This window comes from Variovorax sp. H27-G14, assembly GCF_046156345.1.
GTDB lineage: Bacteria > Pseudomonadota > Gammaproteobacteria > Burkholderiales > Burkholderiaceae_C > Variovorax.
The window spans coordinates 142,901-164,156 of sequence record NZ_JAYLVN010000013.1; the positions used below are offsets into that span (position 1 = coordinate 142,901).

General features: G+C 66.9%; 19 protein-coding genes and 1 pseudogene. 7 read left to right on the forward strand and 13 right to left on the reverse strand.

What is annotated here, in order from left to right; genetic code table 11:
* Nucleotides 1-20: 20 nt before the first annotated feature.
* Together VLK31_RS25415 and VLK31_RS25420 are read right to left on the reverse strand one after the other, a co-directional pair.
* Nucleotides 21-2,039 (reverse strand): phosphatase PAP2 family protein, encoded by a 2,019-nt coding sequence (locus tag VLK31_RS25415; protein ID WP_409171243.1) that lies wholly within the window; start codon nucleotides 2,037-2,039, stop codon nucleotides 21-23.
* Nucleotides 2,040-2,206: 167 nt separating this feature from the next.
* Nucleotides 2,207-3,466 carry a D-alanyl-D-alanine carboxypeptidase family protein gene (locus VLK31_RS25420; protein WP_409171244.1) on the reverse strand — a complete coding sequence of 420 codons (1,260 nt, stop codon included), beginning with the start codon at nucleotides 3,464-3,466 and terminating at the stop codon, nucleotides 2,207-2,209.
* Between the two features lie 363 nt (nucleotides 3,467-3,829).
* Here VLK31_RS25420 and VLK31_RS25425 point away from each other — a divergent pair, with 363 nt between their 5' ends.
* Entirely contained in the window at nucleotides 3,830-4,339 is a 510-nt protein-coding gene (locus VLK31_RS25425; protein ID WP_409171245.1) for a hypothetical protein, read from the forward strand.
* 34 nt (nucleotides 4,340-4,373) lie between these two features.
* On the opposite strand, the gene VLK31_RS25430 is transcribed toward VLK31_RS25425, so the two are convergent.
* The 7 genes and pseudogenes from VLK31_RS25430 to VLK31_RS25460 all read right to left on the reverse strand — a co-directional run bounded on the left by VLK31_RS25430 (nucleotide 4,374) and on the right by VLK31_RS25460 (nucleotide 12,035).
* Nucleotides 4,374-5,318: a 2-hydroxyacid dehydrogenase gene (locus tag VLK31_RS25430; RefSeq protein WP_409171246.1), complete on the reverse strand. Its 945-nt coding sequence runs from the start codon at nucleotides 5,316-5,318 to the stop codon at nucleotides 4,374-4,376.
* A gap of 17 nt (nucleotides 5,319-5,335) precedes the next feature.
* Nucleotides 5,336-6,304 carry a Bug family tripartite tricarboxylate transporter substrate binding protein gene (locus tag VLK31_RS25435; RefSeq protein ID WP_409171247.1) on the reverse strand — a complete coding sequence of 323 codons (969 nt, stop codon included), beginning with the start codon at nucleotides 6,302-6,304 and terminating at the stop codon, nucleotides 5,336-5,338.
* 2 nt (nucleotides 6,305-6,306) lie between these two features.
* Complete coding sequence (locus tag VLK31_RS25440) at nucleotides 6,307-7,035, reverse strand: ribonuclease activity regulator RraA (protein WP_409171248.1); 729 nt, start codon at nucleotides 7,033-7,035, stop codon at nucleotides 6,307-6,309.
* Between the two features lie 40 nt (nucleotides 7,036-7,075).
* Nucleotides 7,076-8,053: pseudogene (locus tag VLK31_RS25445) on the reverse strand (Bug family tripartite tricarboxylate transporter substrate binding protein).
* Between the two features lie 22 nt (nucleotides 8,054-8,075).
* Nucleotides 8,076-9,107, reverse strand: coding sequence for a Bug family tripartite tricarboxylate transporter substrate binding protein (locus VLK31_RS25450; protein ID WP_409171249.1), 1,032 nt, complete (start codon nucleotides 9,105-9,107; stop codon nucleotides 8,076-8,078).
* 42 nt (nucleotides 9,108-9,149) lie between these two features.
* Nucleotides 9,150-10,889 carry an L-arabinonate dehydratase gene (araD, locus tag VLK31_RS25455; RefSeq protein ID WP_409171250.1) on the reverse strand — a complete coding sequence of 580 codons (1,740 nt, stop codon included), beginning with the start codon at nucleotides 10,887-10,889 and terminating at the stop codon, nucleotides 9,150-9,152.
* Nucleotides 10,890-11,003: 114 nt separating this feature from the next.
* A complete protein-coding gene (locus VLK31_RS25460) occupies nucleotides 11,004-12,035 on the reverse strand; it encodes a LacI family DNA-binding transcriptional regulator (RefSeq protein WP_409171251.1) in 1,032 nt (343 codons plus the stop codon).
* 197 nt (nucleotides 12,036-12,232) lie between these two features.
* Between VLK31_RS25460 and VLK31_RS25465 the strand changes: the two genes are divergently transcribed.
* Nucleotides 12,233-12,511 (forward strand): hypothetical protein, encoded by a 279-nt coding sequence (locus tag VLK31_RS25465; RefSeq protein ID WP_409171252.1) that lies wholly within the window; start codon nucleotides 12,233-12,235, stop codon nucleotides 12,509-12,511.
* 12 nt (nucleotides 12,512-12,523) lie between these two features.
* Here VLK31_RS25465 and VLK31_RS25470 read toward each other — a convergent pair whose 3' ends face one another.
* The 3 genes from VLK31_RS25470 to VLK31_RS25480 all read right to left on the reverse strand — a co-directional run bounded on the left by VLK31_RS25470 (nucleotide 12,524) and on the right by VLK31_RS25480 (nucleotide 14,097).
* Nucleotides 12,524-13,192 carry an extensin family protein gene (locus VLK31_RS25470; RefSeq protein ID WP_409171253.1) on the reverse strand — a complete coding sequence of 223 codons (669 nt, stop codon included), beginning with the start codon at nucleotides 13,190-13,192 and terminating at the stop codon, nucleotides 12,524-12,526.
* A 90-nt stretch (nucleotides 13,193-13,282) separates the two neighbouring features.
* The gene (locus VLK31_RS25475) at nucleotides 13,283-13,609 is read right to left on the reverse strand and encodes a hypothetical protein (RefSeq protein ID WP_409171254.1); all 327 of its coding nucleotides are present in this window, start codon (nucleotides 13,607-13,609) and stop codon (nucleotides 13,283-13,285) included.
* 98 nt (nucleotides 13,610-13,707) lie between these two features.
* Nucleotides 13,708-14,097 carry a hypothetical protein gene (locus VLK31_RS25480; protein WP_409171255.1) on the reverse strand — a complete coding sequence of 130 codons (390 nt, stop codon included), beginning with the start codon at nucleotides 14,095-14,097 and terminating at the stop codon, nucleotides 13,708-13,710.
* Between the two features lie 370 nt (nucleotides 14,098-14,467).
* Here VLK31_RS25480 and VLK31_RS25485 point away from each other — a divergent pair, with 370 nt between their 5' ends.
* The gene (locus tag VLK31_RS25485; RefSeq protein ID WP_409171256.1) at nucleotides 14,468-15,502 is read left to right on the forward strand and encodes an ABC transporter substrate-binding protein; all 1,035 of its coding nucleotides are present in this window, start codon (nucleotides 14,468-14,470) and stop codon (nucleotides 15,500-15,502) included.
* Nucleotides 15,503-15,577: 75 nt separating this feature from the next.
* On the opposite strand, the gene VLK31_RS25490 is transcribed toward VLK31_RS25485, so the two are convergent.
* The gene (locus VLK31_RS25490; RefSeq protein WP_409171291.1) at nucleotides 15,578-16,522 is read right to left on the reverse strand and encodes an isopenicillin N synthase family dioxygenase; all 945 of its coding nucleotides are present in this window, start codon (nucleotides 16,520-16,522) and stop codon (nucleotides 15,578-15,580) included.
* Between the two features lie 913 nt (nucleotides 16,523-17,435).
* On the opposite strand from VLK31_RS25490, the gene VLK31_RS25495 reads away from it, so the two are divergent.
* The 4 genes from VLK31_RS25495 (at nucleotide 17,436) to VLK31_RS25510 (ending at nucleotide 21,006) form a co-directional block, all read left to right on the forward strand.
* A complete protein-coding gene (locus VLK31_RS25495; protein ID WP_409171257.1) occupies nucleotides 17,436-18,323 on the forward strand; it encodes an ABC transporter ATP-binding protein in 888 nt (295 codons plus the stop codon).
* Nucleotides 18,324-18,332: 9 nt separating this feature from the next.
* Nucleotides 18,333-19,103: an ABC transporter permease gene (locus VLK31_RS25500; RefSeq protein ID WP_409171258.1), complete on the forward strand. Its 771-nt coding sequence runs from the start codon at nucleotides 18,333-18,335 to the stop codon at nucleotides 19,101-19,103.
* 19 nt (nucleotides 19,104-19,122) lie between these two features.
* On the forward strand, nucleotides 19,123-19,599 hold the full coding sequence (locus VLK31_RS25505; RefSeq protein ID WP_409171259.1) for a nucleoside deaminase: 477 nt from the start codon (nucleotides 19,123-19,125) through the stop codon (nucleotides 19,597-19,599).
* Between the two features lie 567 nt (nucleotides 19,600-20,166).
* On the forward strand, nucleotides 20,167-21,006 hold the full coding sequence (locus VLK31_RS25510) for a helix-turn-helix domain-containing protein (RefSeq protein ID WP_409171260.1): 840 nt from the start codon (nucleotides 20,167-20,169) through the stop codon (nucleotides 21,004-21,006).
* The last annotated feature ends 250 nt before the right edge of the window (nucleotides 21,007-21,256 follow it).

A 21,256-nucleotide genomic window follows, 5' to 3' on the forward strand; every position in this document is an offset into this window, starting at 1 on the left:
GGTGCGCTCAGGGCGCACGTTCACGCATCGATGCGCACGATCAACTGCGTTCCCGTGTACGTCGGCGTCACCTTGAACCCGGGCGCGTTGATGGCCGAGAACCTGCCGGTCAACGCACCGCTGCTGATGACCGTGAACGTGTCCCCCACGCTCGGCAGGGCGCCGGGCTTGAAGCTCAGGGTCAGCGTGCCGTCCAGTGCCGCGACGCCGGCCACGTTAAGGCGGCCCGCGCCGTTGCTGCCCAGGTTCAGCTGCAGCGTGGTGCCGGCCAGTTGCGTGTAGGCACCGTTCAACGTGACCATCGATGCGGCATTGCAGACCAGCGTGCCGCCACCCACATACACATTGCCCTTGCCGAAGGCCGCCGCCGCATCGGCGCGCAGCGTGCCCTCCATCAGTTGCGTGCCGCCCGCGTAGCTGTTGGCGCCGCCCAGGGCGAGCGTTCCGCTGCCCTTCTTGGTGAGCTTGCCGCCGCCGGAGATGTCGTTGCGCCAGCTGTCCATCGCGTTGAAGCTGCCGAGGCTCGCGTCCATGGTCACGACCACGTCGCCGTTGAACACGCCGTAGCCATCGGCCGCGTCGAACAGGTTGAGCCGGCCCCAGCCTTCCGCGTCGTCCATCACCGGATAACCCGAGGGCACGGCCGTGGTCTTGAGCACCACGCGGCGCTGGGCGGCGTCCAGGTAGGGCAAGCGGGTTTCGAGAAGCACCTCCGCGCCCTTGGGCACCACGGCGGGCTTGGTGGCGTCGGCCACCTGCTTGAAGCCGAAGGTCAGACGGCGAAGGTAGTCGGCCTTGCTGGCCGCGTGGTCCGCGAAGCGGTCGGCTGCGGCACCTTGCGAATGCGCGAAGTCGTTCAACGCAGCCGCGTCGCGTGCACCGACCGCCGCCGCCAGCACCGACTGCGCCTGCGCGTAGGCAGCGCCCTTGCGCGCCGCATTGGCGCCGGTGGCAAGGCTGGCGGCCGCGACGGCGTGGCCCTGGATGCGCCCGCCGACCACGTCCAGCGGCGAATGCATGCCCGCAAGGATGCGGTTCTCGCCGAGTTCGAGCCCGCGCGCCACCATCTCCTGAAAGCGCTGCGGCACCACGTAGGCGAAGGCCAGCGACTTGCGCACGGCTTCGGCCGTGTGCCCGCTCACGAAGCCGCCGTCGGTGGTGGGCGTGCCGCTCTTGGCGGGCTCCAGCGCGGGCACCACCTTGACGCTGCTGCTCCAGCGCCACGGGCGCGCATATTTGAAGAAGCGCTTGGCGGGTTCGGTGGAACCGTTTTCTCCGATGCCGTTGAGCAGGTCCACCACGGTGCCAAAGCTCGGGTTGGCCACGCCGCCCACGCCCACGTCGCTGCCGCCGTCGTTGTAGAGCACGGTGGTCGCGTCCGCGGCAATGCCGGTGATGGTGGTGCTCTGCTGAGTGGCCGCGCGCCAGGCGGTGGTGAGCGGCCCCATGCCGTCGCTGATGCTGTAGCCCTTGCCGCGGCGGTCGTCCAGGTAGGCCGCCAGTTCCTGCGCGGCGGTGCGCGCGTTGGTCACGTCCACCACGTACTGGATGTTGCTGTTCAGCACGGCCGTGTTGACGGGCTTGCCGTCGGTCGAATCGCCGGGAATGCCGCTCCATGTGGACGCGACCACCGCCGGGAAAGTACCCTGCGCCGGCGCTGGCGCACCCGCATCGACCAGCAAGCTGCTGGGTTGCCAGAAGTCCAGAAAGCCGGCCACCACGCGCACGCCGGCATTGGTGTCCCTGGTGGCATAGCGCGCATCGCCGCGCTGATTGCTGGCCACGTTGTCGACGAAGGGCGGCGTCGCGACCTGGTCGGGCACGGGCGCGGTGTCGGTGAAGCCGATGTCCTTCGGCGCAGCCGCTGCAACGACGGCGGGCGGGTTCGCAGCCGCCGGCGGCGTGCCGGAAATGGGGAACGACACAGCGCCGTCGTTGCCACCACCGCCGCATGCCGACAGGCAAAGGGCGGCGACAAGCGTGATGGCGAAGGGGCGGCTGAAAGCCGGGAAAGACAGCGAAGGCAGAAAGGACGGCATGAGCGTACGAGGGAATGAATGCGCGCCGCGCGCAAGGCGCGGCTGCAGGGTGCAAAGCCCTGCAATCTATTCATGCCACATGTCATCGCGATGAATCGGCAGCGGCAGCGGCGGCGCCGGGCACGTGGCAATGCACGTGCCTTCCCTCATCTCAGCTCATGCTCGCTTCACTTGCCGAACAGGCGCATCACGTGCTGCCACATGCGCAGGAAAAAGCCCGCGCGTTCCACTTCGGCTTGCGCCACCAGCGGCGTTTCGCCCACGGGCTTGCCGTTCGACTCCGCAACGATCTTGCCGATCACCGCGCCCTTGGCCACCGGCGCTTCGAGGCCCGGGTTGACCTGCACCGACGTGGTCACCTTCTGCCCGCGCGGCACCGTCACCGTCCAGGGGGCGGCCAGCCCCGCTGCAACGGTGTCGGCCTTGCCGAAGGCGACCGCGGCCTTGGCGACGACCGCGGTGGCTTCGATGGGGTTGGCCTTCTCGAAGTTGGCATAGCCCCAGCCCAGCAGCGAGCGCGTCTGGTCGGCACGCGCCTGTGCGCTGTTGGTGTTGAGAATGACGGTGATCAGGCGCATGCCGTTGCGCTTGGACGAAGTGACCAGGCAGTAGCCGGCCTCTTGCGTGTGGCCGGTCTTCAGGCCGTCGACCGTGGGGTCGGTGTAGAGCAGCGCGTTGCGGTTGCCCTGCTTGATGTTGTTGTACTTGAACTCGCGCTCGGCGTAGATGGGGTAGTAGTCGGAGCTGTCGCGGATGATGGCGCGCGCAAGAATCGCCAGGTCGCGTGCCGACGACTTGTGGTCGGGGTCTGGCAGGCCGGTGGGGTTGACGAAGTTGGTGTGCGTCATGCCCAGGCGCTTGGCCTCGGCGTTCATGAGCTTGGCAAAGCCCTCTTCGGAGCCGGCCATGTGTTCGGCAATGGCCTTGGAGGCGTCGTTGCCCGACTGCACGATGATGCCGCGCAGCAGGTCGATCACCGTGGCCTGGCCGTTGAGCGGCAGGTACATGCACGACTCGGTGCTGGAGCCGCGGCACCAGGCGTTCTGGCTGACCGACACCAGGTCGTCTTTCTTGAGCTTGCCGGAGCGCAGCGCCTGCTCGACCAGGAAGCTGGTCATCATCTTGGTGAGCGAGGCGGGCGGCAGCGGCTCGTCGGGGTTGGCCGAGGCCAGCACCTCGCCCGAGTCGAAGTCCATCAGCAACCAGGCCTTGGCGGCCAGCGCCGGCGGGCCGCCGACCACGGCCGTTTCCCCGGCCAATGGCGCCGAAGCGGGTGCGGTGGCTGCGGGCTGCTTGTGGGCGGCAGGCTTGGCGGCATGGGCGGCCGCAAAAGACGTTGCGGCGGGAACCAGGGAGCCTGCGGCGATGGCGATGGCGAAAGCGAGGGAGGAAATAGGGGAGGAAATGGGGGAGGTCTTGAGTCGCATGGGGCGTACTGGAAGCGGAAAGGGAGCGGGAAAAGAGCGAAAAAGGAGCGGAAAAAGGGGGGGCGGAAAGGGACCCAAAAAGGGGTCGACCCGCGCATTGTCGATAGTGCCTGGGAAGATTGCGAATCTCCGCGCAAGTTCAGTCGAGTGTGTAAGTATCCTGGCAGATGCGCGCCGCCCGAGGATCCCTGACTTCCCGGGGTGCCTGCCAGCCGAAGCGGCCGCAAAGACCCTCCGAGCGGCATTCGACTTGGCAACGCCGCCAAAATCCAGATACTTCGAGTGACGTTCGCGTTCATCCTGCGCCCTGTCGCCACTGTGCCGAACCACGGCGTGGACGCGCATTTTCAGTGACATCGACACATGCCGCCCACCCAGCCCTTGCCGTTGACCCCGCCCGAGCGCCGGTTCGAAGACACCGCGGACGAGGTGCTGTCGCTCATCCAGCAACAGGCGTTCCAGGAGGCCCTGCGCCGGCTCAACGCCAGCGTGCCGCATCGGTTTTCCGCCATCTTCCGGATCGAAGGCGACCGGGTGCGCAACGTGCTGCTGTTCGACAAACTGAACCAGCCCCCGCCGCCGCAGTTTCTCGACTTTCCGCTGGCCGACAGCTTCTGCCAGTTCGTCATGCGCGACTCGTTCCTGCACGTGGACGACTCCACCCATGAAGCGATGCTCGACGGCAGCCCCTACCAGGGCGTCATTCGCGCATACCACGCTGTCGCGCTGACGCTGCTGGGGGCCGAGGTGATCGGCACGCTCGCGCACTTCGACCCGGCCCCCCAGAGCCTGGACGACGCGCACTTCGGGCTTCTGGTGCTGGCCTCCCGGACGCTGCCGGAGTTTCTCGTGCGCTCCGAGGTCTGGCGTTAGCCGGGCTGGTCGGGCCGGCGCTGGTCGGGCCGAATCAAGCCGCCGCGCTCACCATCGGCTGGCCGGCCAGCGCGGCCACCAGGTTGTCTTCCACACGCTGCGCCATCGCAGCGCGCGTCTCGTGGGTGTTGCTGGCCAGGTGCGGCAGCAGCACCACGTTGTCGAGCGCGAACAGTGCCTCGGGCACGTGCGGCTCGTTGTCGAACACGTCGAGCCCCGCGCCCGCAATGCGCTGGTGCTGCAAGGCCTCCACGAGCGCGGCCTCGTCGACGACGCTGCCGCGCGAGATGTTCACGAGGTAGCCATCGGGGCCGAGCGCGTCGAGAATTTCGCGCGACACCAGCCCGCGTGTTTCGGCGCCGCCGGCGCTCGCAATCACCAGAAAGTCGGCCCACGCCGCAAGGCCCTTCAGCGTGGGCTCATAGCCGTAGTCCACATCGGTGAGCGCGCGGCGGTTGTGGTACCGCACGCGCATGTCGAAGCCCGACGCACGCCGGGCAATGACACGCCCGATGCGCCCCATGCCGAGAATGCCGAGCTTCTTGCCCGACACCTGCGTGGCCAGCGGAAACTGCCCCGTGCGCCAGTCGCCACGGCGCACGAAGCGGTCGGATGCGCTGATGCGGCGCGCCACGTCCATCACCAGCGCAAATGCGGTGTCGGCCACGCAGTCGTTCAGCACGTCGGGCGTGTAGCCGACAGAGATGCCGCGCGCACGGGCGGCGTCGAGGTCGAGGGTGTCCAGCCCCACGCCAAAGCTGGAAATGACCTTGAGCGCCGGCAAGGCCGCGATCAGCGCCGCGTCGGCGCCGAAGCGCGCCGAGGTAACCAGCGCGGTGAACTCGCCGCCGCGGGCGGCCAGAAAGGCCTTCGGGTCGGCTTCGTTCCACAGCGGATGAAGGTCGTAGCTTTCTTGCAGGCGGGCTTCTAGCGCGGGCAGCAGCCGGCCGTGTTGAAGCACTTTTGTCTTGGTGGGCATGGCGGATGTTGTTTCTGTCATTCGGGTTGAATGCCGGCGTCCTTCGCCACCTTGGCCCACTTGGCCATCTCGGTGCCGATGAAGGCGGCGAACTGTTGCGGGGAGCCGCTGCCGGGCTCGATGCCGTTGTCTTGCAGCGTCTTGCGCACGTCGGGCAGCAGCAGGATGCGGTCGACCTCGGCATTGAGCTTGTCGACCGTGGCCTTGGGCGTGCCGGCCGGCGCGAGCAACCCGCCCCAGGTGCTGGTCTCGTAGCCGGGCACGCCGGCCTCCTGCATGGTGGGCACGTCGGGCAGCACGGAAGAGCGCTTGGCGGTGGTGACGGCCAGCGCGCGCAACCGCCCCGCCCGCAGCTGCACATTGGCCGCGGCCACGGTGTCGAACATCAACGAGGTGCGCCCGCTGATCAGGTCCGGGTGCGCGAGCGTGCTGCCTTTGTACGGAATGTGCGTCATCTCGATGCCCGCGAGCGACTTGAACAGCTCGCCCGAAAAATGCGGCGCACCCCCGTTGCCGCTCGACGCAAAGCTGAGCTTGCCGGGGTTGGCCTTGCCGTAGGCGATGAGCTCTTTCACCGTCTTCACCGGCAGGTCGGGCGAGACGATGAGCACCAGCGGCACCACGTGCGTGAGCGCCACCGGCTCGAAGCTCTTGAGCGTGTCGAAGGGCAGCTTTTTCACCATGCTCGGGTTGATCGCGTGGCTGCTGGCCACCAGCGCCAGCATGTGGCCGTCGGGCGGGCTCTTGGCCACCAGGTCGGTGCCGATGATGCCGGTGGCACCGGCGCGGTTGTCCACCAGCACGGGCTGGCCCCAATGCTCGGTCATCTTCTGCCCGATGAGCCGCGCGACCAGGTCGATGGCGCCGCCGGGCGAGGCCGGCACCACGAGGGTGATCGACTTGCTTGGGAACGCCGGCTGCGCAGCCGCGGGCAATGCGCCAGAAAGCGCGACAGCGGCCAGCGCCGTGAATGTTCGGCGTTGCATGCTCAGATGCCCTTTGCCTTGCGCCATACGTCAAAGGCGGCGCGGGTGTCTGCGTTGGGCGGGTAGGTGCCGGCCAGCCTGGCGCCGGCTTCGATGCGCTCCAGCACAAAGGCTTCCATCTTTTCCTGCTCGGTCGCGTCGCGCGCCACCTCGTCGGCGAGGTGCGCGGGGATGACGACCACGCCCTCGTCGTCCCCCACGATCACGTCGCCGGGGTACACCGGCACGCCGCCGCAACCGATAGGCACGTTCAGGTCGATGGCGTGGTGATGAATGAGGTTGAGCGGCGCGCTGCCGCCGGCGCAGTACACCGGAAAGTCCATCTGCGAGATCGGCCCGCTGTCGCGCACCGGCCCGTCGGACACCAGCCCCGCGGCGCCGCGCACCTTGAGCCGCGTCGTCAATATCTGCCCGCCAGAGGCCACGCGCGTTTCACCGCGGCAGTCGATCACCAGCACATGGCCCTCCGGCACGCTCTCGATGCCTTTGCGCTGCGGATGGTTCGGGTCGTCGAAGGCGCTGATCTGGTCGAGGTCTTCGCGCGCCGGAATGTTGCGCATGGTGAAGGCTGGGCCGACCAGGTTGCCGCCGCTGGGCTTGGTGAGGCGGCCCACGCCCTGCAGGTACACATTGCGAAAACCGCGCTTGAAGAGTTGCGTGCACAGCGTGGCAACGCTGACGTGGCGCAGCTGCTCGCGCGCGGTGTCCGAAAGGGAAGTGCTCGGTGTCATGGCTGTCCTGTTCAGTTGGCTTGGATGGCTTCAGTTCGCTTCAGTTGGCCGTGGCACCGGACTTCTTCACAAGCTCGCCCCAGCGCGGAATTTCGGTCTGCATCAGCGCCGCGAGCTGCGCGGGCGAGCCGGCCACCACGTCCATGCCCAGCTGATTCGTGAACTAGTCTTTCACCTCGGGCATCTGCAGAATTTTTGCGATCTCGCTGGCCAGGCGCTTCGCGATGGGCTCTGGCAGGCCCTTGGGCGCATACACGGCCTGCCACGACGCCATTTCGAAGCCCTTCACGCCGGCCTCCTGCATGGTGGGCAGCTGCGGCGCCAGCGCCACGCGCTTGGCCGAGGTCACGGCCAGCAGCTTGAGCTTGCCGCCCTGCACCAGCGGCAGCGCGGCGGTGAGCTGGTCGAACATGAAGGTCACCTGGCCCGACGACACATCGAGCATGGCCGGTGGCGTGCCCTTGTAGGGAATGTGCGTGAGCTTCACGCCGATCATGTCGGCCAGCATCTCGCCGGCCAGGTGCGTGGAGGTGCCCGCGCCCGAGGAGGCGAAGTTGCGTTTGGCCGGGTCTTTCTTAAGCAGCGCAATCAGCTCCGCCACCGAGTTGACGCCCAGGTTGGGGTCGACGATGAGCACGTTCGGCAAGAAGGCCACGAGCGAGATCGGCTCGAAGTCTTTCACCGGGTCATAGGGCAGGTTCTTGTACAGGCTGGCGTTGATGGCGTGCGTGCTGATGGTGCCGCCGAACAGCGTGTAGCCGTCGGGCTTGGCCTTGGCGACATAGGCCGCGCCCACGGCTCCGGCCGCGCCCGGCTTGTTGTCGACGATCACCGGCTGGCCGAGCGCTTCGCCCAGCTTCTGCGCAATGACGCGGCCGATCACGTCGGTGGAGCCGCCGGGCGTGAAGGGCACGACGTAGGTGATGGGGCGCGAGGGCCATTTGTCTTGCGCCATCACACGGTGGGTGGCGAGCAGCGCGGCGCCTGCCAGGAGCACGGCGCGGCGGCCGGGGTGCATGCGGGGGGTCGATGTCATGGGGTCACTCCACCTTGATGCCGCGGGTCTTGATGACCTGGCCGTAGCGCGCCTTGTCGGCGTCGATGGTCTTCTGCAGTTCGCCCGGCGTGCTGCCGCGCGGCGTGGCGCCCTGGGCAATCAGGGCCTTGCGCATGTCGGGCGTGGCAACCACCTCTTTCACGTCGGCGGAAATCCTGTCGAGCAGCGCTTGCGGCGTGCCGGCCGGCGCAAGCAGTGCAACCCAGGAGCCCGACTCGGCATTGGGCACGCCAAGCTCCGCGAGCGTCGGCACGTCGGGCATGGCGGGCGAGCGCTCGGCGCTGGTGACGGCCAGTGCGCGCAGCTTGCCGCCCTTCACATAGCCCGAGGTCTCCAGGATGGAGGCGAACAGCATGTCGACGTGGCCGGCCATGAGGTCGGCCATGGCCGGGCCGCCGCCCTTGTAGGGCACGTGCAGCAACTTGATGCCGGTGGCCTGCTGAAAGATCTCGGCCGTGAGGTGCGGCGAGCCGCCACTGCCCGAGCTGGCGTAGGTGAACTTGTCGGGCGAGGCCTTGGCCAGCGCGACGAGTTCTTTCGGCGTTTTGGCCGGCACGTTGGGGTTGACCACGAAGGCGAACGGCAGCTCTGCGAACAGCGACACCGGCGCGAAGGCCTTGTCGGCGTCGTAGGGCATCTTGTAGAGCGAGGGGTTGATCGACTGCGTGCCCACGTTGCCGATGAGCAGCATGTAGCCGTCGGGCTTGGCCTTGGCCACGGCCTCCGCGCCGACCAGCCCGCCGGCGCCGGTGCGGTTGTCCACCACCACCGACTGGCCCCACTTCTGGCCGAGCCGCACGGCGAGCAGGCGCGCCGCGATGTCGGTGCCGCCGCCGGCCGCGAAGGGCACCACGAAGGTCACCGGTCGCGCGGGCCAGGCGGGGGCGGTTTGCGCCGCTGCGGCGAATGGCAGCGCCACCAGTGCGAATCCCGCGAGCCCTGCGATCCCTGCGATCCCCGCGAGGTGTGCGGCGAGCTTGCCGAGGCGTCGGCGATCGAGCTTGTCTGTCTCCATGTCTCTTTTCCTTTTTTGTCTCTCGTTCTTTGTTCGGGGCGGTCAGTGAATCTCGGGCTCGTCCTTGCCGGTGGCTTCGGCGTAATCCGGCGCCAGAAAGTCGAAGTCGCAACCGGTGTCCGCCTGCTGCACGTGCTTGAGAAACATCACGCCGTAGCCGCGGCCGAACTTGGGAATGGGCCGTTGCCATTCGGCGCGGCGCCTGGCGATTTCTTCGTCGCTCACCTGCATGTCGATGCGGCGCGCGTCGATGTCCAGCGTGACCATGTCGCCGTCGCGCACCAGCGCCAGCGGCCCGCCGACGTGGGACTCGGGCGTGACGTGCAGCACGCAGGCGCCGTAGCTGGTGCCGCTCATGCGCGCGTCGCTGATGCGCACCATGTCGCGCACGCCCTCTTTCAGCAGCTTCTGCGGAATAGGCAGCTGGCCCCATTCGGGCATGCCCGGCGCGCCTTGCGGGCCGGCGCTCTGCAGCACGATCACGCTGTCCTTGGTCACCGGCAGGTCGGGCGCGTCGATGCGCGCGGCCAGGTCGTCGTAGTTGCGAAAGACCAGCGCCGGGCCGGTGTGGCGGCGCAGGTGCTGCTCCATGGCCGCCGGCTTGATCACGGCGCCATGGGGCGCGAGGTTGCCGCGCAGCACCGCCAGGCCACCGCTCTCCAGCAGCGCCTGGCCGCGCGGCTTGATGACGTCGGCGTCGTACACCTCCGCCCCCGCGATGTTCTCGCCCAGCGTCTTGCCGTTGCAGGTCATCTGGCTGCCGTCGATCAGGCTGCCCATCTCGGCCAGAAAGGCACGCAGGCCACCGGCATAGAAGAAGTCTTCCATCAGGTACTTGCCGCCGGGGCGCAGGTTGGCAATGACCGGCGTGCTGCGCGCAAGCTCGTCGAAGCGCGCCAGGTCGAGCGGCACACCTGCTCGGCGGGCCATGGCGATGAGGTGAACGATGGCGTTGGTGGAGCCGCCCAGGCCCAGCACGGCCGTCACGGCGTTGTCGAACGATGCGGGCGTGAGGATGTCCAGCGGCTTCAGGTCTTCCCACACCATCTCGACGATGCGCTTGCCGGTGTGCGTGGCCATCATGGCGTGGCGCGAATCGACGGCGGGAATCGATGACGCACCGGGCAAGGTGAGGCCCATGGCCTCGGTCGCGCTGGTCATGGTGCTGGCGGTGCCCATGGTCATGCAGGTGCCGGGGGAGCGCGCAATGCCGTCTTCCACGTCCTGCCAGTCGTCTTCGGTGATGTTGCCGGCGCGCAGCTCGGCCCAGTACTTCCAGGTGTCGGAGCCCGAGCCCAGCACGGTGCCCTTGTAGTCGCCGCGCAGCATGGGGCCGGCGGGCACGAAGATGGTCGGCAGGTTCATGGCCAGCGCGCCCATCACCAGGCCCGGCGTGGTCTTGTCGCAGCCGCCCATCAGCACCACGCCGTCCGCCGGGTAGGAGCGAATGAGCTCTTCGGCTTCCATGGCCAGCAGGTTGCGGTAGAGCATGGTGGTCGGCTTCTGAAAGGCCTCGCCCAGGCTCATGGCCGGAATTTCCACCGGAAAGCCGCCCGCCTGCCACACGCCGCGCTTGACCTCTTCCACACGCTGCTTGAAGTGCGTGTGGCAGGAGTTCATGTCGCTCCAGGTGTTGAGGATGGCAATGACGGGCTTGCCCAGGTAGTCGTCGCGGCTGAAGCCCATTTGCGCGGTGCGCGAGCGGTGGCCGAAGCCGCGCAGGTCTTTCACGCCGTACCAGCGGTGCGAGCGAAGCTCTTCGGGGGTTTTTCTGAAGGTCATGCGTTGTCTCGAATGGCAAAGGCAAAAACGCCACGTGGCATTTTTGAAAGTGCGCTTATGTTAGCGCTGTCATTCGATCTTAAGCATCACTCGTGGCGGCCGTCAACCGGGTTTTCAGGCGCTTTGTCGCTCGATCAGGGAAAAGCCCAGGTCCAGCACCTTGTGCTCGACCGGGCGGCCTTCGGCGCGCTCGACGATGAAGCGCGCGGCCTGCCGCCCGATGGCGGTGCCGTCGATGCGCACCGTGGTGATCGACGGATGGGCGTCGCGCGCAAAGGCCAGGTCGCCGAAGCCGATGACGCCCACGTCCTGCGGCACGCGCAGGCCGCGCGCCTGTGCCTCGGTGATGACGCCATGCGCCAGCGCGTCGGAGCTGCACGCCACCACGTCGACTGGCACCGGGCCCGCCAGCAGCTCGCACAGCGCGGCACGGCCGCTGCCGAGCGTGGTGGGTGCCGGCACGTGGTGCACCAGCGCGGGGGCGCCGCCCAGGGCGTTCCAGGCTTCCTCAAAGCCGCTGCGCCGCAGCCTGGCGCGGTGGTCGTCGCCGCTCACGATGGCCGGGCGGCGGTAGCCCTTGCGGTGCAGAAATTCCGCGGTGGCCGCGCCCACTTTCTCGTGAGAAAAGCCGACCAGCATGTCGATGGGGGTGGGCGTGAGGTCCCAGGTTTCGACCACGGGAATGCCAGAGGCCAGCAACCGCCTGCGGCCGTCGGCCGACCGCATGATGCCCGTCAGCACGATGCCGTCGGGCCGGCGCCCGACGATGGCGTCGATCAGCGCGTCTTCGCGCGAGTTGTCATAGCCGCTCTGGCCCAGCATGAGCTGGTAGCCCTTTTCCGCCAGCGCTTCGGTCAGGGCCTGAATGGTTTCCAGGAACACCGGGCCTGCGATGGTCGGCACCACAGCCGCCACCAGCCGGCTGCGGTTGGAGGCCAGCCCGCCGGCCAGCAGATTGGGCACATAGCCCGTGCGCTCCACGGCGTGGCGCACCTTCTCGCGCGTGTCTGGCGACACCAGGTCGGGTGTGTTGAGTGCCCGCGACACGGTGATGGCCGACACGCCCGCGAGCTTGGCCACGTCGCTCAGCGTGATGCCGCCGCTGCCCCGGCGCGCGCTGCGGTCGGAAACGTTCTGCTGGGTCAAGGAAGCACTCCAAAAATCACTTCGAATGGTAGCGTTAACATCGCGCTGGAAGGCGCGTGCAGGGATTATGGGTGAACCCGCCTCGCTCACTTCAGCCCGATCGCTTTGCCAAATGCTGACGTTTGATTACATTCACCTCACCCCTTGGGGGACCGACCGGTGCGGCTGAACACAACACCGGGCCACAGGAGGATCGAATGCCACTCTTTTGCCTGATGCGGCTCCAGCACGCCCGTTTTCCGCTTCGCCTGGAGCGCCCGGAGGATGTGCGGCGCATCTCCGTGCTGGCCGCCACCGGGCTGGTAGAGGCCGAGTTCGTTGCACCGGCCGCACTGCGGGGTGCCTACGTGGCGCCGCAGGTGGTCGTGGTGACGCGCATCACCGAACACGGGCTGCAGGAGCTGAAGCAGTTCGTTGCGCAAGGCGGCGGCACGCGCAAGGCCAGGGGTACCGCGCCGCCCCAGGGCAATGCGTGAACTAGGTGAGCGCTAGCGGCACATGCCGTAGCCGCCGGTCTCCAGATGGAAATGATCGCGGTGGGCGGCGTTGTAGTCCGGCCCGAGCACGCCGTCGAAGAAGCGGCACGCGCCTGTGTGCGCGTCGCGCAGCAGCAGCGCTGGTGGCGTGCTGGCGGCTTGAAGCGGCTCGCGTGGCCACGCCTGCGACACCGTGATGCGGCGCCCGTCGGCCAGCGTGAAGCCCGCCACGTCCAGCGCGTTGGCCGTGGCGTGTCGGCTGCGGGCCGCGCCGGGCTCCGCGCCGTTGCCGCGGTTGATGTTGCGGCACGCATAGCTGCCCAGGTGTTCTACGGCCGCCACCGGCTGGCCGAAGTGCTGATGCGCCGCGGGCTGCAGCACGTGCGCCGCCCACATGTGGAAGGACAGCGCCATGGGGCAGCTCAGCGAAGGCGCGGGACTCAGGCGCACGCCGGCATTGCGCAGCCGCACCGCGTTCTGAAAGCCGCAACCGGTGCCCGTTTCGCGGTCGGGCAGCAAGTCGTACTGCATGCCCGTGCGCGCCAGCGCCGCCAGGCAAAGCTCTGGCTCGCTGCGCGCCCGCGCGAGCTTGAAGCCAGTGAGCATGTTGGGCACGGCCGCCACGTCGAGCGGCGCCCAGGGGTTGAAGCGCTCGGGGATCTGCACTGCGCCGGTCGCCACTGCGCCTGCCGCAGCCACCATCGCCACGCAGAGGGCGACGCCGAGCCAACGCGCAAGGCGCGATGAAGGTTCGTGAGGCGCGGGCAAAAGTCAGCGCTGCTGGCCGACTTCCTTCAGCGAAGCCAGGTCCACAGGCCCGTCCTGGCTGGCGAACGTGGGTGCGCCGCCTTCCGCGTTGTGCTGCTGCTGGCTGACGCCGGAGATGCGGTGGCTGCCGGTGTCGTACTGCCTGACCTTGCCGCTCTGCTCGACGACCAACCTGCGCTGCTCAGGGAAGAAGGCGTAGCGAATGCCGTTCTGCCCGCCCGTGCTCGACGGATTCGACAGGCCTTGCGGCCACCAGCTGTTGTCAGGTTCTGCCATCGGCGTCATGGGGGCCATCGGCTTCATTCCCTTCATGGGCTTCATGGGTTCCATCGGGCACGTCCTTTATGGAAATCGAGTGAAAAAGCGAGCGGCGGCCATCGCTCATCGGCCGCAGCTCAAGCGCAGATCAGTCGCAGATCAGTCGTAGATCAGTCGTAGTAGCGGCGGCCCGAGCGCGCGAATGCCAGCAGCAGCCCCGTCAGCAACGCGCCGCCGGCCGCAGCGACCAGCACGGCCTTCACCGGCTCTGCAGCAATCTGCTTTTCGCAGGAGGCTTGCCACTGGGCGGCCTGCTCTTTCAGGCTGGAGATCTTCTTGCCCGATTCGTTGACGGCATTGCGGGCATAGGCGCGACCGGTGTCGACAGCGTCGGCGGCCACGTCCTTGGCATCGGCGGCAACGCCGCGGGCGGTGTCCAGCGCGTCGCCGGCCGTGGCCTTCGCATCGTTCAGGCCCGAGCGCAGCGCCTGCGCGGCGTCACCGGCAACGGCCTTGGCATCGTCGGCCAGTTGGGAAGGGGTCTTTGCATCGTCTGCCATGGCGGTCTTTCAGGTAAAGGGTGAGGGGGTAGGCAACGAATTGCCAAGCCCTTATTGGGGCCGAACCCGCGCCCCCGGCCTTGTGGGGTGGCGCAGGCACCGCGTGTAGGCCAAGGCAGCGCCGGCCCCTCGGCGGGGGGGCAGGGGCAGTGCCCTAGCACTTTCGCGCTTGCGCATTGGTGTCGCTGCGACCCGTATCGGCTTGTTTTGGGTGCAGCCGACCCCTGAAATTGAAGGGATTTCCCACGCAAGGTGCAGATATCGCACCACTTCGAGTCACCCAGAGGGTTCGCACCAATCCCGTGCGGGCACCGTTTTTGCTTGAATGTGACCGACTCTTTCGCATTCACCCCTCACGGACCGATCCCGCATGAACAAGCGCCACCTGCTCCAGTCCTTCCTCGCCGCCTCGGCCCTCAGCTTCGGCCTGCCCTCGGCCTTTGCGCAGTCCCCGACGCCGATCAAGTTCCAGCTCGACTGGCGCTTCGAAGGGCCGGCCGCGCTGTTTCTTCACCCCGCCGCCAAGGGCTACTTCAAGGCCGCCGGCCTGGACGTGACCATCGACGCGGGCAACGGCTCGGGCGGCACCGTCACGCGCGTGGCCTCGGGCGCGTACGACATGGGCTTTGCCGACCTGGCCGCGCTGATGGAGTTCCACGCCAACAACCCCGACAGCCCCAACAAGCCGGTGGCCGTGATGATGGTCTACAACAACACGCCGGCCTCGGTCATGGCGCTCAAGAAGAGCGGCATCACCAAGCCGGCCGACCTGTCGGGCAAGAAGCTGGGCGCGCCGGTGTTCGACGCGGGCCGCCGCGCGTTCCCCATCTTTGCCAAGGCCAACAACGTAGGCGCCGTCAACTGGACCGCCATGGACCCGACGCTGCGCGAAACCATGCTGCTGCGCGGCGACGTCGACGCCATCACCGGCTTCACCTTCACCTCGCTGCTCAACCTGGAAGCGCGCGGCGCCAAGGCGGCCGACGTGGTGATTCTTCCGTACCCCGACTACGGCGTGAAGCTGTACGGCAACGTCATCATCGCGTCGCCCAAGCTCATCAAGGAGCACCCGGAGGCGGTGAAGAAGTTCCTCTCGGCCTTTGCCAAGGGCGCGAAGGAAGTCATTGCCAATCCGGCGGTGGCCATCGAGTCGGTGAAGGCGCGCGACGGCATCGTCGACAGCAAGCTCGAAACGCGCCGCCTGCAACTGGCCATCGACACCGTCATCAACAGCCCTGATGCGCGCGCCGAAGGCTTTGGCGCGGTCAATGCGGGGCGCATGTCGCTGATGGCCTCGCAGGTGTCCGACGCGTTCAACACCAAGACACGCGTGAGCCCCGATGCGGTGTGGACCGCATCGATGCTGCCGCCGGCGGGTGAACTCAGCGGCATCCTGCGCAAGTAACTCTGCAACGCGACGACGAAGGCGCAGGCACGCTTCAGTGACAAGGGCCGGCAGCCATGCCGGCCCTTGTCACGTTCAGTACGCCTTGAAGTTAGCGGCGATCCGCTGGTTCAGGTAGTCACCGGCCGTGATCGCCGGGTACTTTCTCGCGGGCCCTTCGATGACGGCATCGCGATTGGCCTGCGCGAAGAAGGCGATGCTGTAGCGCGGCCCGCTGTACTCCCCGGCGGCCGGGTTCTTCACGCGGTGAAAGTTGCTCGGCAAGCGATCGTCGCTCCAGCGCATGAGCATGTCGCCGATGTTGCAGGTGATCACGTCGTCGTGCGGCTCGATCGGGGTCCACGCCTGCGCTTCCATTTCCTTGCCGGGGCACACCTCCAGGCCACCTTGGCCCTTGCGCTGGTAGAGCAGCGTGAGGCAGTCGAAGTCGGTGTGCGCACCGGCGCGCCACAGGCCCAGCTGGTCCTGTGCTTCGGGCGCAATGGCGAAGTAGTGCAGCAGGCGAAGCGTGCTCTGGTAGCTGTACGCATCCTGGTCGTGCGCGCGCTCGAAGAATGCGGGGCCGAAGCCCAGCTTCATCGCGAAGCACGAGAGCACCCGCATGCTCACCTCCCAGCTCTGGCGCTCGAAGGCCAGCATGCCTTGCCTGAAGCCGGGCAACTCGCTTTCTGTCGGCCAGAGGTCGCCCATGTGCGGCCGGGTGAGCTGGTAGCTCTCCTTCTGGTCCGGCGTGCCGGTGGAAGGGCGCACCTGTGCCCTGCTCTCCCATCCCGCATTGACGGCCTTCTTCAGCGGGTACTTCGCCTTCACGTCGTCGGGCAGCGCGAAGAAACGCTCGGCCATCTCGAAGGCATGGTCAATGCCCGCGGGCTCTATGCCGTGGTTCTCCAGCTGAAAGAAGCCCACATCCACGGCCGCGTCCCAGAGCTGGTCGGCTATGTCGGCCTGGCGGGTTGCAAAGTTGGAGAGGTCGATGCGGCGCACTTCGCGCATCGTGTCGGTGGAGCCCATGGCGCCCATGCGCGATTCTTTTTGCAGCTCGGCGAGGCCGGTGTTGTCAGCGGTCAATTGCGTTCCTTGAAGTTGAAAATTTCAAGAGCAATTCCCGGCCGGCGCATGAGAGGCACTGTCAGTACCTTGCACCGGTGAACGCTTCTACTCCCGCGGCGGATGATGCGCCGGCCCACCGCCACAAGCAACTCCTTGATGCTTGTCCCTGCAACCCGGTCGAACTTCATTGGGGCATGGCTGGGGCGCCTTGGTGCGGCGCGGTAAAGACTTCACAGTGCCGCAGACAAAGAGAGTTTTGTATACAGAATTGAGCGCAAAAAAGGTGCACAAAGCATGGCGCGAATAGTGCTTGAACAACAGCGGAGTAGAAGCGTTCATCGGTTGGCGTCCCGCATGCCCACCGTCGGAAATTGCTCCTGAAGCACGCAGCCACCTGCATGCAGCCGACCGGTCCAGCGCCTCGGTTGCGCAGCATGGCGACTTCAGGACCGGCGCTCACGCCTTCCTGAAAACACCGGCCGCGTGTGTCGACTGCCACCACCACCAACCGCCCGGAGTTCGTTGCATGCCACGTCGTTCCCAACCTCTCGCCGCCGCCTTCATGCGGGCCAAAACGCGCGTCATTCCGCTCGCCTTTTCTACGGCCCCGCGCATGCACCACGCGGGTACAAAACATGCTTGAATGCCCGCGGAGTAGAAGCGTTCAGTGGTTGAAACCCGCCCGAAAATTGCTCCCGACGCCCACCGGGCCGCGGCACATCAACAGGTTCAGCCATTCAACCGCGAGGGAGTTCTTCCACATGCCCAGATCGTCGTTTGCTGCGCGGCCAGCGCGCCTGCATCCTGCGTTTTCCCTTGCGATTTCCCGTGTGTTTTCGCGTGTGTTTTCCCGCCCTCGTTCCCTAACCCTGAAAGGCCAGTGATGGCGGACACCTCCCCTACCTCCACCCCCACCCCCACCCCAACCTCTCCTCCCTTCGTCGACTTCCAGGACGTCTGGCTCGCCTACAACGAGGAGCTGCTGCGCGAGAACCACTTCGCGGTCGAGGCCATCGACCTGAAGGTGCAGCGCGGAGAATTCATCGCCATCGTCGGTCCCTCGGGCTGCGGCAAGTCGACCTTCATGAAGCTCACGACCGGGCTGAAGATGCCCTCGATGGGCCGCATCCGCATCGACGGCCAGCCGGTGACCGGCCCGCTCAAGATCTCGGGCATGGCCTTTCAGGCGCCCTCGCTGCTGCCGTGGCGCACCACGGTCGACAACGTGCTGCTGCCGCTGGAAATCGTCGAGCCCTACCGCTCCAGCTTCAAGGCCAAGCGCAAGGAGTACGTGGAGCGCGCGCGCAGGCTGCTGCAGAAGGTGGGCCTGGCGGGCTATGAAGACAAGTTTCCGTGGCAGCTCTCCGGCGGCATGCAGCAGCGCGCGAGCATTTGCCGCGCGCTCATCCACGAGCCCAAGATGCTGCTGCTCGACGAGCCCTTCGGCGCGCTCGACGCGTTCACGCGCGAAGAGCTGTGGTGCATCCTGCGCGACCTGTGGACCGAGCAGCAGTTCAACGTGATTCTGGTGACGCACGACCTGCGCGAGTCGGTGTTTCTGGCGGACACGGTGTACGTGATGAGCAAGAGCCCGGGCCGCTTCGTGGTGAAGCGCAACATCGAGCTGCCGCGCCCGCGCGAGCTGGAGCTGACCTACACCAAGGAGTTCACCGACATCGTGCTGGAGCTGCGCGGCCACATCGGTGCGATGCGCGGCAGTGCCAGTGCCGGTGCCGGTGCCAACCCCACCGCCGCAGCGGCATCTCACTGAAAGCGCGCCATGAAAAACACCAAGCAAATCGAACGCTGGTCGCCGTGGCTGCTGCTCCTGGCGGTGCTGATGCTGTGGCAGATCGTGTGTGCGGGCTTCGAGATTTCGGACTTCATCTTTCCGAGCCCCTCGCGCATCTGGAGCCAGTTCTGGGAATACAAGGAAATCATTGCGGGCCATGCGTGGCGCACCTTCTGGGTCACGATGGCGGGCTTTGGCCTGGCGATTGTGGTGGGCGTGCTGCTGGGCTTTGTGATCGGCAGTTCGCGCCTGGCGTATGCGGCCCTCTACCCGCTGATGACGGCCTTCAACGCGCTGCCCAAGGCGGCGTTCGTGCCCATTCTGGTGGTGTGGTTCGGCATTGGCGCGGGGCCTGCGATTCTTACGGCGTTTCTGATCAGCTTCTTCCCGATCATGGTCAACATTGCCACCGGCCTGGCCACGCTGGAGCCCGAGCTGGAAGACGTGCTGCGCGTGCTGGGCGCCAAGCGCTGGGACGTGCTCATGAAGATCGGCCTGCCGCGCTCCATGCCGTACTTTTTCGGCTCGCTCAAGGTGGCCATCACGCTGGCCTTCGTGGGCACCACGGTGAGCGAGATGACGGCCGCCAACGAAGGCATTGGCTACCTGCTGATTTCGGCCGGCTCGTCCATGCAGATGGGCCTGGCCTTCGCGGGCCTGATGGTGGTGGGCGCCATGGCCATGCTGATGTACGAGCTGTTCAGCGTCATTGAAAAGCACACCACGGGCTGGGCGCATCGCGGTTCCCAGAACCAGTGATTCGCGCAATGATTCGCGGATGAACCAAGACCAGATCATTCGCGCGCTGCGCCGCGCCAACGAGGTGGCCCGGCGCGCGATGGCGATGGGCCGCCACCCTTTTGGCGCGGTGCTGGTGGCGCCCGACGGCGAAACTGTTCTTGCCGAGCAGGGCAACATCGACACGGTGCAGCATGCCGAGGCCACGCTGGCGCGCCACGCCGCGCAGAACTGGCCGCCGGAGTACCTGTGGCAATGCACGCTGGTGACGACCTTCGAGCCTTGCGCGATGTGCGCGGGCACCAGCTACTGGGCGCATATCGGGCGGGTGGTGTACGGGGCGGAAGAGTCGGCGCTGCTTGTGCTCACAGGCGACCACCCCGAGAACCCGACGCTGAGCCTGCCATGCCGCGAGGTGTTCGCGCGGGGGCAGAAGAATATCGAAGTCATCGGGCCGGTGCCTGAGGTGGTGGAAGAAATGATCGCTACGCATCGCGGGTTCTGGCAGCAACGCTAGCCTGGCTTGCGCGCGTGCCATTCCGGGTCTTGTTCAGGGCGTGTGCACAGGGCGCCGGATCTTGTTCAGGGCGCGTGCACAGGCCGCCGGGTACTCCCCTCCGCGAATGTCCCCCGGGGCTTCGCCCCTCCTCCTTTATTTCGCTGCGGGGAGTACCCGACGCCCTGTGCACCAGGGCACGCTGCTGGTGTTCCGCTGATCAACGACTGCTCTGAAAACGCTCACGCCGATGGGGTGCCTTGCGCAGCGAAATAAAGGAGGAGGGGCGAAGCCCCGGGGGACATTCGCGGAGCAAGGCACCCCGTCGGCGTGAGCGTCGCCCTGAACGCTTCCTTGACCCACTCGACACCCACAAACGGCCTTACATCGCCCCGCAAAGCGACACAATGGCACAGCCTTTGCGTGCCCGAGACATGGCGATCTGGCGGTGCACCGCCCACCTTGTCGCGATGCAGTCTTTGGAATACACAACGCCAAGCGCGCGGCCACCAGGCTCACCAAACAGGTGCCACGCCATCGGCCGAATGCGCAAAGGCATTGCAACCGCTGATCCAAACGGAGGCTTCCTTGGCCAAGCTGGACCCGCTGAACACATCGCGCTACTGGCACGCGCCGGAACTGCCCGGCATGGACATGCTGCATGCGGATTTCACGACGCACGAGTACGCGCCCCACGTGCACCACTCCTTCGTGATTGCGGTCACCGAGGTCGGCGGGTCGGAGTTCAAGAGCCGCGGGCGCACCGGGGTTGCCCAACAGCAAGCACTGCTGGTGTTCAACCCGGCCGAGCCCCACTCGGGCCGCATGGGCGGCAGCGCGCGCTGGCGCTATCGCTCGTTCTACCTGGCCGAGCCCGGCATCCGGCACCTGATGACCACGCTGGGCATCGACCAGACGCGGTACTTCGGCGACAACGTCTTTTGCGACCCGGAGCTCATCGACAGCTTTCTGGAACTGCATCGCGCCTTCGACGGGAACGACGCCCAGAGCGACCCGTTGCGCCAGCAGGAAATGTTCGTGCACAGCTTCGGCACGCTGTTCCAGAACCACGCGCAGCCGGGCCAGCGCGTTCTGCCCGTGCCCGCTGACGCCCGTGTGCTGGCGCCCGTGCTCGAGCTGCTGCACGACGCCTACGCGGAGCGATTGACGCTCGAACAGATGGCGGCCACCGCCGCGCTCACCCCGTTTCAGCTGATCGGCGCCTTCAACCGCAGCATCGGGCTGACGCCGCACACCTACCTGACGCAGCTGCGGCTCAGGGCGGCCATTGCGCTGCTCACCGCCGGCCGGCCGCTGATCGAGGCCGCCGTGGCCAGCGGCTTCTACGACCAGAGCGCCCTCACCCGGCATTTCAAACGCACCTTCGGCATGACGCCCCTGCAGTACGTGCGCGCGCGGACCTGCTGAGCGGGCCTGCCGCGGGCCTTTCTGCCGCTTTGCCGCTGCCTTCGCGCCATGCGCTGAAGGCCATCGTTTTTCGCTGAGGCGCTGCTGCTCGGCAGGCCGCGCGCGTGCGTGGGCCTGTGCGACACCGCTCGCGCGGTATTCGGGCTTACCGGCTTATTCAGATTTTTTCCGCCCATGCTGCGCTGCGCAATTTTTGCCAATACGGGCCTCAGCGCGCTGTCTATCGTGCAACCCAATGGCTCAGTTTTCT

What these genes read in the sequence shown, in the direction of transcription:
- VLK31_RS25430 (WP_409171246.1), bottom strand. Translation starts at nt 5,318, where the DNA reads ATGCCCACCAAGACAAAAGTGCTTCAACACGGCCGGCTGCTGCCCGCG.
- VLK31_RS25415 (WP_409171243.1), bottom strand. Translation starts at nt 2,039, where the DNA reads ATGCCGTCCTTTCTGCCTTCGCTGTCTTTCCCGGCTTTCAGCCGCCCC.
- VLK31_RS25420 (WP_409171244.1), bottom strand. Translation starts at nt 3,466, where the DNA reads ATGCGACTCAAGACCTCCCCCATTTCCTCCCCTATTTCCTCCCTCGCT.
- araD (WP_409171250.1), bottom strand. Translation starts at nt 10,889, where the DNA reads ATGACCTTCAGAAAAACCCCCGAAGAGCTTCGCTCGCACCGCTGGTAC.
- VLK31_RS25485 (WP_409171256.1), top strand. Translation starts at nt 14,468, where the DNA reads ATGAACAAGCGCCACCTGCTCCAGTCCTTCCTCGCCGCCTCGGCCCTC.
- VLK31_RS25495 (WP_409171257.1), top strand. Translation starts at nt 17,436, where the DNA reads ATGGCGGACACCTCCCCTACCTCCACCCCCACCCCCACCCCAACCTCT.
- VLK31_RS25490 (WP_409171291.1), bottom strand. Translation starts at nt 16,522, where the DNA reads ATGGGCGCCATGGGCTCCACCGACACGATGCGCGAAGTGCGCCGCATC.
- VLK31_RS25465 (WP_409171252.1), top strand. Translation starts at nt 12,233, where the DNA reads ATGCCACTCTTTTGCCTGATGCGGCTCCAGCACGCCCGTTTTCCGCTT.
- VLK31_RS25435 (WP_409171247.1), bottom strand. Translation starts at nt 6,304, where the DNA reads ATGCAACGCCGAACATTCACGGCGCTGGCCGCTGTCGCGCTTTCTGGC.
- VLK31_RS25425 (WP_409171245.1), top strand. Translation starts at nt 3,830, where the DNA reads ATGCCGCCCACCCAGCCCTTGCCGTTGACCCCGCCCGAGCGCCGGTTC.
- VLK31_RS25440 (WP_409171248.1), bottom strand. Translation starts at nt 7,035, where the DNA reads ATGACACCGAGCACTTCCCTTTCGGACACCGCGCGCGAGCAGCTGCGC.
- VLK31_RS25505 (WP_409171259.1), top strand. Translation starts at nt 19,123, where the DNA reads ATGAACCAAGACCAGATCATTCGCGCGCTGCGCCGCGCCAACGAGGTG.
- VLK31_RS25480 (WP_409171255.1), bottom strand. Translation starts at nt 14,097, where the DNA reads ATGGCAGACGATGCAAAGACCCCTTCCCAACTGGCCGACGATGCCAAG.
- VLK31_RS25450 (WP_409171249.1), bottom strand. Translation starts at nt 9,107, where the DNA reads ATGGAGACAGACAAGCTCGATCGCCGACGCCTCGGCAAGCTCGCCGCA.
- VLK31_RS25500 (WP_409171258.1), top strand. Translation starts at nt 18,333, where the DNA reads ATGAAAAACACCAAGCAAATCGAACGCTGGTCGCCGTGGCTGCTGCTC.
- VLK31_RS25475 (WP_409171254.1), bottom strand. Translation starts at nt 13,609, where the DNA reads ATGGAACCCATGAAGCCCATGAAGGGAATGAAGCCGATGGCCCCCATG.